The organism is Henriciella litoralis, assembly GCF_002088935.1.
In the GTDB taxonomy this organism is placed as follows: Bacteria; Pseudomonadota; Alphaproteobacteria; order Caulobacterales; family Hyphomonadaceae; genus Henriciella; species Henriciella litoralis.
In genome coordinates this window covers 945,336-957,482 of the sequence record NZ_NCSS01000006.1, presented here as the reverse complement: position 1 = coordinate 957,482, position 12,147 = coordinate 945,336, and the positions used below count along the sequence as shown (strand labels likewise).

Sequence of the window (12,147 nt, the reverse complement as noted above, 5' to 3'; positions counted from 1 at the left end):
TCATATGTCAGGTTAGTGTAATATCCTATCGCGAACTAGTGCATTCTGTCCGGACTTCCAGTCTGAACCTATTGATTTGACAATTGGTCGCGCCGGTCAGTGAAAGTCGCGACTGTTGGGAATAATCCGCACATTGCGTGGATGACTGTGTGCCGGTTTCGCGGGCGGTCCGCGTCGGTCAGGGATTGGCTTGACCACCTCGTCTGCATTCGACAGCACGCCGCGCATCGGGTCGGTGATGTTCGTCTCTGACAGAAGGCCAAGATCGTCGGTCCGGTCGATCAGCTGTTCGGCCACAATATGAGTGACATTGTCTGCCTTCTGGACGCGGCCTTTGACCATGATGATACGCGCGCCCATGACGATAGCGCGAAACCGTTCAAACACGTTTGGCCAGACAACCAGATTGGCGACCCCGGTCTCATCCTCGATCGTGATGAAACAAACCCCGCTCGCCGAGCCCGGCCTCTGGCGCACCAGAACGACCCCCGCCGTCTGAACCCGCGCGCCATTTGAAAGATCGCTCGCCGCCTTTGTGCTCAGCGTCCGCATCGTCTCATAATGGTTGCGCAGGAAGGACATCGGGTGCGCCTTCAGCGAGAGACGCGTCGTCTGATAATCCTGCAGGACATGTTCCGAGAGCGGCATTTCCGGAAGCTTCGCGGCCTGCTCGCGGCCCTGATCTGCTGTATCGGCAGCTGCAAAGAGAGGAAGGGACTGGCCTGGCGCTTCCCCGCGCGCGGCCCAAAGCGCCTCGCGCCTGTTCAGCCCCATCGACCCGAACGCATCTGCTGCCGCCAGAAGCTCCATGGCCCGCCGTGTAATCCCCGTACGCCGTCGAATATCGGTCGGTTGCTCAAACCCGCCCGCCCGCGCGGCCATCATCGCTTCCATCTCGTCTTCACGCAGACCATCAATCTGGCGAAAGCCGAGCCGCACAGCGAGGAGAGAGCCTTTTCCTCCCCCGTCCTCATCCTGAGCCTGTCGAAGGACGGGGGACGTGCCCGAAGGGCGGAGGGGGCGCGTGGAGGGTGGTACGCTTTGTTGGGAGGCTCCCTTCGCCCCGCATTCGCGGGCCACTTCCCCCGCAGGCGGGGGAAGAAAGACCATCTCACCCCGACCGCAAGGCTCCAATATGTTGTCCCAATCGGAAAAATTCACGTCTGCCTCGCGTACCTCCACACCATGCTCGCGCGCATCGCGTACAATCTGCGCCGGGGCGTAGAACCCCATCGGCTGGCTATTCAGAAGCGCGGCGCAGAACACGTCCGGATGATGGCATTTCAGCCAGGACGACACGTACACCAGAAGCGCAAAGCTCGCCGCATGGCTCTCCGGGAAGCCATATTCCCCGAAGCCCTTCACCTGATCGAAGCAGCGCTGCGCAAAGGTGCGCTCATACCCCCGCGCGACCATGCGTTCGACCATCATGTCTTCATAATTCTGGATCGTGCCGACCTTGCGGAACGTCGCCATCGCCCGGCGAAGGCCATTGGCCTCATCGGGGGTAAACTTCGCCGCATCCATGGCGATCTGCATTGCCTGCTCCTGGAAGAGCGGTACGCCATTTGTCCGCTTCAATATGGTTTCCAGCTCATCGGCTGGGCCGTGTTCGGGGGCAGGGGACGGATAGGTGACGGTCTCGATGCCTTTGCGGCGACGAAGATAGGGGTGCACCATATCGCCCTGTATCGGCCCGGGCCTGACAATCGCGACCTCGATCACAAGGTCATAGAAAACCCGTGGTCGAAGCCGCGGCAGCATGTTCATCTGCGCCCGGCTCTCGACCTGGAATGTGCCAAGCGAGTCACCCTTGCATAGCATATCATAGGTCGCCTCATCCTCCTGCGGGATGGTGGCGAGGTCATAGTCGAGGCCCTTGTGAAGCCGCAGCATGTCGAACGCCTTGCGGATACAGGTCAGCATGCCGAGCGCCAGCACATCCACCTTCATAATGCCGAGCGCGCTGATATCGTCCTTGTCCCATTCAATGAAGGTGCGCTCATCCATCGCCGCATTGCCAATCGGGACCGTCTCGACCAGCGGCCCTCGTGTCAGTACGAAACCACCGACATGCTGAGACAAGTGCCGCGGAAAGCCGATCAGCTGGCGGGTGAGCTGCACCGCGCGCCGGATCACCGGATTGGCCGGGTCGAGACCGGCCTGACGGATCTGCTGCTCCTTCACATCAGATCCGAAACTGCCCCAAACCGTCCCGGCCAGCGCCGAGGCAATGTCCTGCGAGAGCCCCAGCGCCTTGCACACTTCGCGCACCGCAGAGCGCGGGCGGTAGGAGATGACGGTCGCGGTCAGCGCCGCCTTGTGACGGCCATAGCGGCGATAGACATACTGGATGACTTCCTCACGCCGCTCATGCTCAAAATCGACATCGATATCGGGCGGCTCCTTACGCTCCTTGGACAGGAACCGCTCAAAGAGGAGGCTGGTAATCGACGGGTCGACACTCGTGATGCCGAGACAATAACAGACCGCCGAATTGGCCGCCGACCCACGCCCCTGACAAAGGATCGCCTGACCGCGTGCCCAGGCGACAATGTCATGGACGGTCAGGAAATAGGGCGCGTAATCGAGTTCGCTGATCAGCTTCAACTCCTTGGTCAAAGCCTTGCGCACCTTGTCCGGCAGGCCATCCGGATAGCGCCATTCCGCGCCTTCCCATGTCAGCGCCTCAAGGTGAGCTTGAGGTGTCTTACCAGCCGGCACAGGCTCATCAGGATACTCATAGGCAAGCTCATCCAGAGAGAAAGTACACCGCGCCACAATCTCTAGACTTCGTCGAAGAGCTGGCTCGAACCCTTTGAAAAACCGTGCCATTTCTTCGGGCGGTTTCAAATGCCGCTCAGCATTTGCCTCCAACCGGAACCCGGCTTCGGAGACGGTGCAATGTTCACGGATGCAGGTCATCACATCCTGCAGGGGGCGGCGCTCGGCGGCGTGGTAGAGCACATCATTCACCGCCACGATGGGCACACCCCCCGCGCGCAGGCCCAGCTCTGCCAGCCGGGCGAGCTTCTCCCGGTTCTGCCCGTCAAAGCCGTGGCGCGCAGCAAGATAGAGCCGGTCCCCCCATTGCGCGCGCAGCCATTCCAGCCGCAGGCGAAACGCCTCTCCCGCGCTGGGCGGCGGCATGGCGATAAAGATCTGCCCCTCGGCATGCGCCATGATGTCTTCCAGCCGGATATGGCACTCGCCCTTTTCAGCACGCAGCTTGCCCTCGCTCAGCAGGCTCGAAAGACGGCCATAGGCGGCCCGGTCCTGCGGATAGGTGATCAGCTCAAAGCCATCATCGGTGACAAGCCGGGCGCCGACCAGCAGCCTCAATCCGTATTCCTTCGCCGCCAGATGCGCGCGCACGACACCGGCTAGTGTGTTGCGGTCTGCAATGCCGATTGCGGCAAGGCCAAGCCCCTTTGCCTGCGCCACCAGTTCCTCGCCATGGCTGGCCCCGCGCAGGAAAGAGAAATTCGTCGTGACGGCGAGTTCGGCATACTGGCTCATGCGAACAACCCATGCATGAACCAGCGCGGTGCTCCGCCGCGTCCATCATCATAAAGGCCCTGCCGGAACAGCCAGAAGCGGCGCCCATCAGTGTCCTCAATGCGGTAATAGTCCCGCGCCCGGGGCAGGTTTGAAACCGGCTCTCCCATATCGGCTTCTTCAAGTTCGGCGCGGATTTTCGTGATCAGCGCCGCATCGGCCCGCTTGTCGAGTTTCGGGTTCAGCCATTTGCGTTCCACCCCATCAGGGCTGGTCGATGCAGGCGGCGGCGATGTCCAGGTCCACCATTCCGGTGCCAGTCGCTCAGGCCCATCTGCCCGGCTGACCGCATGTGGCACCCGCCGCCAGACAAAGCGAAGCGGCGGGCCGTCAGGCACTTCGGCCAGCACTTTTATCTCCTCTGGCGGATTGATCAGACGGATCGGACGTGGCCCTCGCCGCGGCGGTGCTTCACCGGGCGCAGGCAGGGCGCCATCAAACGCGGTCGCCCGCTCGGCCTGCTCGGGCAGATGGCTTTGCGCCGGCGCTGTTACGGTCACGACCCCTTCGCCGAGCTTGGCTGTGATCCGGTCTGCCAGGGCTGACAGCATGACCGGGTCAGTGTCACTCGCCGCAAGATCTCCGGAGAGGGCCATTGCGCTGGTGTCCATCGGCCCGGTCCGGTGAGCGTCCAGCATCAGAAGGTCAATGCCAAAGCCCGGATCGGTCTGATCTGTCTTCTCTGCAAACAGGCGAAGAATATGCTTCGGTGTCCGCACAGGCCGCGCCAGCGTGATCGAGATTGAGCGCACTTCCCCATCTGAGCGAAACGCATGCAGGGTAAAGGCCCGCGCGCCCTGACCAAGCTCGGCCAGCGCCTCGCAAAGCTCCCCAGCCAGCTGCTCCAGCCCTGCCTGAATGCCTTCCACGACCAGCAAGGGGTCAGGGCAGGGCAGGCGAACCGAGAAGGCGGGCGCAGGCACCAGCGGATCAATCGGCTCACGCCGCAGCCCGAGAGCCTGATCCAGCCGCAATAGAACCGCGTCCGCCGTCGCCCGCGACTGAAAACGCCGCCCCAATGCCTTGCGGTCAATGCCATAGAGCTGGCCAATCTGACGAAGGCCAAACCGCTTCAGCAGGGTGTCTGCATCGGCTGACAGGCGAAGCGCGCTGACAGGCAGGCTGGCAAGCCCGTCTGCCTCCTTGCCATCAGCGAGAATTGTGCCGGGCTGCATCCGGGCAACAGCGCTCGCCGCGCCCGGCGTGCTCGCAAGGCCAAGCTGATGGGGAATGGCATCGCGCTTGAGCAGGGCCTCCACGGCCGCCATCATCTTCCTTTCGCCGCCATGCAGGTGATCGCAGCCTGTCGTCTCGATCATCAGCCCGTCCTCGCCATCCAGCGCGACGAGCGGGGACAGGCGCACCATCCATGCCGCGATAGCGGCCAGAGCCTTGCGATCAGCCTCCCGGTCGATCTCCTCATAGAGAAGGTCCGGGCAGCGCGCCTTCGCATCGGTAAAGCCAAGCCCAGCCGATATGCCGACCGTGCGCGCAGAGCTATTGGCAGCCGCCACCAGCAGGCCGTGCGGGCCGGTCTCTGTCAGGACAAATGGCTTTTGCGGCGCGTCAGCCGGTTTTCCGGTAGCTGGCCGGAAGGGTTTGCCGCTCTGTCGGCGTCTTGCGCGGCGCAGGCGGGTCAGTGGCCAGCCCGGAAACCACACGCAGAGATAGCGTTTCATTATCGAGCTCGATGTTGAAGACACGGTCCGCCATGTGCGGAGCCTGACGGGATTTTTCGAGCACGGCCTGCCAGCGAAGGGCGCCGGGGGCACGCGTATCGAAAGGATTTGGCGCTGATGGACGGGCAGAGACACGCCAGCGCGCCGTCGCCGCACTCGTGCCCTGATGGCGCCAGGGCAGCAAAAGGACGAGCGGCACCCCATGCCGGCTGGCCGCCAGCGTCAGGCGGCGCGAGGCTGTAAAGTCCAGCGTATCGACCTCGGTAATCACAAGCCCAGCTGCACCCGACCGGATTGCTTCTTCGGTTGCCCAGAGCGTATCGGCACTCTTTCTGGTATGGACGCCCAGCACAGCAGGTCGCTGCGCCGAGAGGGCATGCAATCCGGCCTCGAGCAGGCCGCCATGTTCCTGATAGAGGTTGAACTGCCGGATCCAGACAATCGCCCCCGCAGGCGGGGCTGCAGCGGCCAGCACAAAGCCGGTCATCGCGCTCATATCGCCATGACGGGCCTCGCAAACCTCATGCACGCCCTCGCTGCCAAGCCTTAATGGAAAGGCCGGATCAGCCCGTTGGGGGCGTCCTTCAAGGCGGAATACGCCTGGGATGTCTAGGTTCGAGGACTCCATATGTTCTTATTTTGTTCTAACACAAAAGAGTCAAGGGCGCGCCTACCTGCAGGCAGACAGAGCTGTGAAAATCCCCGCCCCGCCGGGCATTCTCCCGCCGCCATTGCCAGACGCCTCGCAAATGTGGTCTCCTTCGAAAGATGAGGGAGGCGTCACGAAGATGGCGAACACAATAAACAAGCCTGAAACCGGGGCCGAATGGTCGAACTGGTCCGGCAATCAGACCGCGAGCCCATCGGCCATCCTTGTGCCGGCCGATCTGCACGCGCTGAAAACACTTATGAAAACCGCGCCGGGCCCGGTCCGCGTTGTGGGGGCAGGTCATTCCTTTACCCCGGTCGCGGCGACAGACGGCACGCTCCTGAAGCTTGACCGGATGGGCCTTGTCCACTCTGTCGACAAGGCGAAGAAAACCGCCTGGGTAAATGCTGGTGCACGCCTCAAAGACCTCTCGCCCGCGCTGGAAGCATATGGTCTGGCATTCCGGAACCTTGGCGACATCAATGTCCAGTCGCTGGCCGGTGCGATCTCCACCGCGACCCATGGGACGGGTGAGACGCTCTCCTGCCTCTCTGCCGAAATCCTGTCCTTCAAAGTGCTGACGGCGGCGGGTGAACTGGTCACCGTCTCACGCGATGAGAACCGGGACCTTTTCGAAGCGTGCCAGGTGTCGCTGGGCGCGATCGGCATACTGGTCGAGGCGGAAGTTCAGCTGGTCGATGCCTATCGCCTGCACCGGAAAACCTCTGCCGAGCCGCTCGCGGATCTCCTCGCGAGCGCAAAAACACGCTGGCAGACCCTTAGAAATTACGAGTTTTTCTATGTCCCGTTTTCCGGCTACGGCATCTCGATTTCACATGAGCTGACCGATGCGCCCGCCTCGCCGCGCGAGGAAAGTGACGATGATGACGCCGTCCTCGGCCTTAAACGCGCGCGCGACTATGCGCCGGATGATCTCGCCTCACGCAAGCAATTCCTCGCCGGCGCGTTCGCCGAGTTTGAGGGCGAAAATGTCATCGGAAACAGCTGGGAATTGCTCGCCAGTGAGCGGAACGTGCCCTTCAACGAAATGGAATACCACCTGCCCGAAGGCGCCGCGCTGGACGTGCTGCAGGAGGTCATCACCTATATCGAGACCGAGCGCCCGGACGTGTTCTTCCCCATCGAAGTGAGGAAATCCGCCCGCGACGATATCTGGCTCAGCCCCTTCAATGATGGCAGCAGGATTTCGATCGCCGTGCATGCCTATGCCGAAGATGAGTATGACTTCTTCTTCAGCCATATCGAGCCGATCTTCCGGCGGGCAGGCGGCCGGCCGCACTGGGGCAAGCTGCACAGCCTGACCCACGCGGACCTCACCGGCCTCTATCCCGAGTTCGACCGCTTCTGTCAGGTCCGCCGCGAGGTAGACCCGGACGGGCGCTTCCTCTCGCCATACCTGAAGACCTTGTTTGAGCCGGGGACGATATGAGCGATTTGAACACCTTGGACGGGGCCTATTTCGGCAAGCTCCAGGCCGCGTTGAACGCCGCTGCTATCGCGCAGCCGACCCTGATCATCGACCGCGCGCGCCTCGACGCAAACATCGAAACCTTCATAGGGCATCTGCCAGAGGGGATGGGCTATCGCATCGTCGCGAAATCCCTGCCGAGCCTGCCGCTCCTCTCCCATATCCGCAGCAAAACCGGCACCGACCGCCTGATGACGTTCAACCTCGCCATGCTGCTGGAGATTGCGCGCGAAATGCCAGACGCGCACCAGCTGCTCGGCAAGCCGTTGCCTGTCGCGGCGGCGCGGAAATTCTATGCCGAGGCCCCGGCAGGGGCGCGGGTACAGTGGCTGGTCGATACGCCCGAACGGCTCGCCCAATATATGGCGCTCGCCGACGAGCTCTCCCTGCCCATGGATGTGGTGCTGGAACTGGATGTCGGTTTGCACCGCGGCGGGTTCGCCGCAGATGAGACGCTGAAAGCTGCGGCAGACGCGTTGCGCGCGTCCAACACCGCCCGCTTTGCCGGGCTGATGGGCTATGAACCGCACATCGCCAAGATGCCGCAGAAGCATGGCCTGCGGGACAAGGCGGTGGACTCCGCCTGGGAGATTTACCGCCGGGCGAGGGTGCTGACCGACTGCAGTAACAATACAGGCGCCGCACAATCCCTGACGCTCAACACCGCCGGCAGCCCGACCTACAGGCTCTACACCGACACGAGCCTTGCCAATGAAGTGTCGGCCGGATCGATCCTCGTCAAACCAACCGATTTCGATACCGACATGCTGGAAGCCCATGTCCCGGCGAGCTTCATCGCCACCCCGGCACTGAAAGTGCTGGACGGGATCAATGTCGCGGGCTTCGATCTCATGCCGGGCCGCGAGCCTGAAATGCCGGACGGCCATGCAAAGACCGTCTACACCTTCGGTGGCAACTGGATGGCCAAGCCGGTCTGGCCGGAAGGCCTGCTCGTAAACGAGAAATATGGCCGCTCCAGCAACCAGCAGATGATGACCGGGCCGGCGGATTTGGCGTTGAAGCCAGACGACTTCGTCTTCTTCCGTCCCACCCAATCAGAAGCCGTCCTCCTTCAATTCGGCGACATCGCCGTCTATGAAGACGGCGCAATCGTCGACACCTGGCCGGTCTTCGGCGCGTCGGCATGAGGAAGAGGGATGCGCTGAGGTCTCTCGAAAGTCGGCGGCGCTTTGGGCTTTGATCTGTCTGTCCTGAACGTTGCCGTCCTGCATGGTTACAGCTCATGAGCGGTATGTTGCTCCAGCCCGGTTGGACGCATCTTGCCAAACCCACGGAAAACCTGCCCGGATTTCTCTCACCGAAATTGAAGGCCGCTTCCAAGGTGTTGATTTGCTTTCGCCTATTGGATGCGATGCAATAGGTATTAGACTTAACCGAGGTCCACCGGAAGGCACGCCATCTATGGCAATTCTCGCCAGCATCTATCACCTGACGCACTACAAATACGATCGGCCCGTTGAGCTTGGCCCGCAAATCATCCGGTTGCGTCCTGCGCCCCAATCGCGCACGCGGATCGTCTCGCACAGTCTGAAAGTCTCGCCCGGTGGTCACTTTGTGAACCACCAGCAGGACCCGTACGGCAACTGGCTCGCCCGTTTTGTCTTCCCAGAGCCGGTGCGCGAATTCAAGATCGAGGTTGACCTCGTCGCCGACATGACGGTGTACAACCCGTTCGACTTCTTCGTCGAAGAGCGCGCAGAGACCTGGCCGTTTGAGTATTCCGATGATTTCGCGCCAGACCTCGCCATCTATCTGAAGCCTGAGCCGAAGACGCCGAAATTCGAGGCGTTCCTTGGCTCCATCCCACGCGATGAGATGGGCACGGTCGATTTCCTCGTCGATGTAAACCGCCGGGTCGCCAACCACGTCAACTATATCGTCCGCCTCGAACCGGGCGTACAGACGCCGGAAGAGACGCTCGACATCGGCTCTGGCTCATGCCGCGATTCAAGCTGGCTGCTTGTTCAGCTGCTGCGCAATCTCGGTATCGCCGCGCGCTTTGTGTCCGGCTATCTCATCCAGCTGAAGCCTGATCTTGTCGCGCTCGATGGCCCGGCTGGGACGGATCATGACTTTACAGACCTCCACGCATGGGTCGAAGCCTATGTGCCGGGCGCCGGCTGGATCGGCCTCGATCCGACCTCCGGCCTGCTGACCGGCGAAAGCCACATACCGCTCGCCGCCACGCCGCATTATCGCAACGCCGCGCCGATTGCCGGCGGCTTCAAAGGCCATCCGGACACACGCACCGATTTCGACTTCGACATGCAGGTCAAACGGGTCGCAGAGCACCCTCGCATCACCAAGCCGTTCTCCGACGATAGCTGGTCGCAACTCGACGCGCTCGGCCAGAAGGTCGACGATGTTCTGAAGGCCGAAGACGTACGCCTCACCATGGGCGGCGAACCGACCTTCATCTCGATCGATGATTTTGAGGCCGGCGAATGGAACACCGATGCGGTTGGCCCGACCAAACGCGCGCTCGCCGATCAGCTGATCCGCCGCCTGCAGGCCCGTTTCGCGCCGGGCGGCTTCCTGCATTACGGGCAGGGCAAATGGTATCCGGGCGAGAGCCTGCCGCGCTGGACCTTCTCGCTCTATTGGCGAGGGGATGGAAAACCTGTCTGGCAGGACCCGGACCTGATCGCCCGCGAGGACGAAACCCATGATGTCGGCGCAGAAGACGCCAGCCGGCTGACCTCCGCCATCGCCCAGAACCTTGGTCTGAATGACGAGACGATCCTGCCGGCCTTTGAAGACCCTGCCGAATGGATCATCAAGGAAGGCTCCCTTCCTGAAAATGTGACGCCTGAAAACTCCAAGCTGAAAGACCCTGAGGAACGCGCCCGCATCGCGCGCGTCTTTGAACGTGGCCTGACAGAGCCATCCGGCTTTGTCCTGCCCGTGCAGCGCTGGCAGGCGCAAGCCGGTGGCCATCGCTGGAAGACGGAAAAGTGGAAGCTCCGCCGCGGCAAGCTTTACCTTGTGCCGGGTGACAGCCCTGTCGGCTATCGATTGCCGCTTGAATCGCTGCCGCACGTGCCGCCAGCGCTCTATCCTTACATTCACATCGCTGACCCGACAGATCCACGGGGGCCGCTGCCAGACTTTACGCTGGATGATGCGGGCGAACGCGGCGCAGGCGAGCGCACACAGGATGTCGCCAGCCGCACCGAAGCTTCGGTCGGTCAGGATGTTCATGAGCAGACAATCGATGCGTCCGGCATGACGGTTCGCACAGCCGTTAGTGTGGAAGTGCGCGATGGCCGTCTTTGCGTCTTCATGCCGCCCGTTGAAGCGCTGGAAGACTATCTTGAATTGGTCAATGCGGCTGAGCTGGGCGCGAAACAGATCGGTCTTCCGGTCCATATCGAAGGCTATTCCCCGCCCGTCGACCCGCGCCTCAATGTTATCCGCGTCGCGCCCGATCCGGGCGTTATCGAGGTGAATATCCATCCGGCCCATAGCTGGCAGCAATGCGTAGAGACGACGGAAGCGATTTACGAAGAGGCGCGCGAGACACGGCTTGGCGCTGACAAGTTCATGATCGATGGACGCCACACCGGCACGGGCGGCGGCAATCATGTCGTCGTTGGCGGCGCAACGACGCTGGACAGCCCGTTCCTTCGCCGTCCGGACATGCTGAAAAGCCTGATCCTTCATTGGCAGCGTCATCCAGCGCTGTCCTATCTCTTCTCCGGCCTCTTCGTTGGTCCGACAAGTCAGGCCCCCCGCATCGACGAGGCGCGCCTCGATACGCTGTATGAGCTTGAAATCGCGCTCTCCCAGATCCCGAAACCGGGCGAGGGGGAGGCCCCACCGCCATGGCTGGTGGATCGCTTGCTCCGCAATTGTCTGATCGACGTCACCGGCAACACGCACCGCACCGAAATCTGCATCGACAAGCTCTTCTCGCCGGATGGCCCGACCGGCCGCCTCGGCCTTGTTGAGTTTCGCGCGTTCGAGATGCCGCCAAATGCCCGAATGAGCCTTGCCCAGCAATTGCTGATCCGCGCGCTGATTGCCCGTTTCTGGCAGTCGCCCGCAAGCGGCAAACCCGTCCGCTGGGGCACCGTGCTGCATGACCGTTTCATGCTGCCGGAATTTGTCTGGCAAGACTTTATGGAGGTCCTCGATGACCTCCGCGAGCATGGCTTTGATCTCAAGCCGGAATGGTATGAGGCACAGTTCGAGTTCCGCTTCCCGTTCTGCGGGGAGGTCACTTATGAGAATAACTGGCTCGAACTTCGCCAGGCCATTGAGCCTTGGCATGTGCTTGGTGAAACCGGCGCGATTGGCGGCACCGTCCGCTACACTGACAGCTCGGCAGAGCGGTTGCAGGTAAAGCTGAAATCGCCGGTGCCAGAGCGCTACACGGTGACCTGCAATGGTCGCCGCCTGCCACTCGCACCAACAGGCGAAAACGGCACCCAGGTTGCCGGGCTTCGCTACAAGGCGTGGAAACCGCCGGAGTCGCTCCACCCGACCTTGCCGGTCAACACGCCGCTCACGCTCGACATTTTCGACACTTGGACCAATCGCGCAATCGGTGGCTGCGTCTATCATGTCGCCCATCCGGGCGGGCGTAGCTATGAGACATTCCCGGTCAATTCCAATGAGGCCGAAGCGCGCCGGCTGGCCCGCTTCGAACCGTCAGGCCACAAGCCGGGGGCGTATCTGCCGGAGGCGGAAACCCCGCATCCGGAATTTCCATTCACGCTGGACCTGCGCCGGGCGCCCGGAGTGTGATG

General features: G+C 62.1%; 6 protein-coding genes. 3 read left to right on the top strand and 3 right to left on the bottom strand.

The window, feature by feature from the left end; genetic code table 11:
* Nucleotides 1-96: 96 nt before the first annotated feature.
* Genes B8783_RS08245 through B8783_RS08235 form a run of 3 tightly spaced genes read right to left on the bottom strand, consistent with a single transcriptional unit; the run spans nucleotide 97 to nucleotide 5,733 of the window.
* Nucleotides 97-3,519 (bottom strand): error-prone DNA polymerase, encoded by a 3,423-nt coding sequence (locus tag B8783_RS08245; protein ID WP_084419701.1) that lies wholly within the window; start codon nucleotides 3,517-3,519, stop codon nucleotides 97-99.
* Nucleotides 3,516-5,237 (bottom strand): Y-family DNA polymerase, encoded by a 1,722-nt coding sequence (locus tag B8783_RS08240; RefSeq protein WP_233355717.1) that lies wholly within the window; start codon nucleotides 5,235-5,237, stop codon nucleotides 3,516-3,518. The genes B8783_RS08245 and B8783_RS08240 overlap by 4 nt, the downstream gene beginning before the upstream one ends.
* Nucleotides 5,125-5,733 (bottom strand): ImuA family protein, encoded by a 609-nt coding sequence (locus tag B8783_RS08235; RefSeq protein ID WP_084419699.1) that lies wholly within the window; start codon nucleotides 5,731-5,733, stop codon nucleotides 5,125-5,127. Before B8783_RS08235 ends, B8783_RS08240 begins: the two co-directional genes overlap by 113 nt.
* Before the next feature lie 292 nt (nucleotides 5,734-6,025).
* Here B8783_RS08235 and B8783_RS08230 point away from each other — a divergent pair, with 292 nt between their 5' ends.
* The 3 genes from B8783_RS08230 to B8783_RS08220 all read left to right on the top strand — a co-directional run bounded on the left by B8783_RS08230 (nucleotide 6,026) and on the right by B8783_RS08220 (nucleotide 12,145).
* On the top strand, nucleotides 6,026-7,336 hold the full coding sequence (locus B8783_RS08230) for a D-arabinono-1,4-lactone oxidase (protein ID WP_169711742.1): 1,311 nt from the start codon (nucleotides 6,026-6,028) through the stop codon (nucleotides 7,334-7,336).
* On the top strand, nucleotides 7,333-8,523 hold the full coding sequence (locus B8783_RS08225; RefSeq protein WP_084419697.1) for an alanine racemase: 1,191 nt from the start codon (nucleotides 7,333-7,335) through the stop codon (nucleotides 8,521-8,523). Before B8783_RS08230 ends, B8783_RS08225 begins: the two co-directional genes overlap by 4 nt.
* Nucleotides 8,524-8,797: 274 nt before the next feature.
* Complete coding sequence (locus B8783_RS08220) at nucleotides 8,798-12,145, top strand: transglutaminase family protein (protein ID WP_084419696.1); 3,348 nt, start codon at nucleotides 8,798-8,800, stop codon at nucleotides 12,143-12,145.
* The last annotated feature ends 2 nt before the right edge of the window (nucleotides 12,146-12,147 follow it).

Coding starts and splice junctions, on each gene's coding strand:
- B8783_RS08225 (WP_084419697.1), top strand. CDS start 7,333: ATGAGCGATTTGAACACCTTGGACGGGGCCTATTTCGGCAAGCTCCAG.
- B8783_RS08220 (WP_084419696.1), top strand. CDS start 8,798: ATGGCAATTCTCGCCAGCATCTATCACCTGACGCACTACAAATACGAT.
- B8783_RS08240 (WP_233355717.1), bottom strand. CDS start 5,237: ATGAAACGCTATCTCTGCGTGTGGTTTCCGGGCTGGCCACTGACCCGC.
- B8783_RS08235 (WP_084419699.1), bottom strand. CDS start 5,733: ATGAGCGCGATGACCGGCTTTGTGCTGGCCGCTGCAGCCCCGCCTGCG.
- B8783_RS08245 (WP_084419701.1), bottom strand. CDS start 3,519: ATGAGCCAGTATGCCGAACTCGCCGTCACGACGAATTTCTCTTTCCTG.
- B8783_RS08230 (WP_169711742.1), top strand. CDS start 6,026: ATGGCGAACACAATAAACAAGCCTGAAACCGGGGCCGAATGGTCGAAC.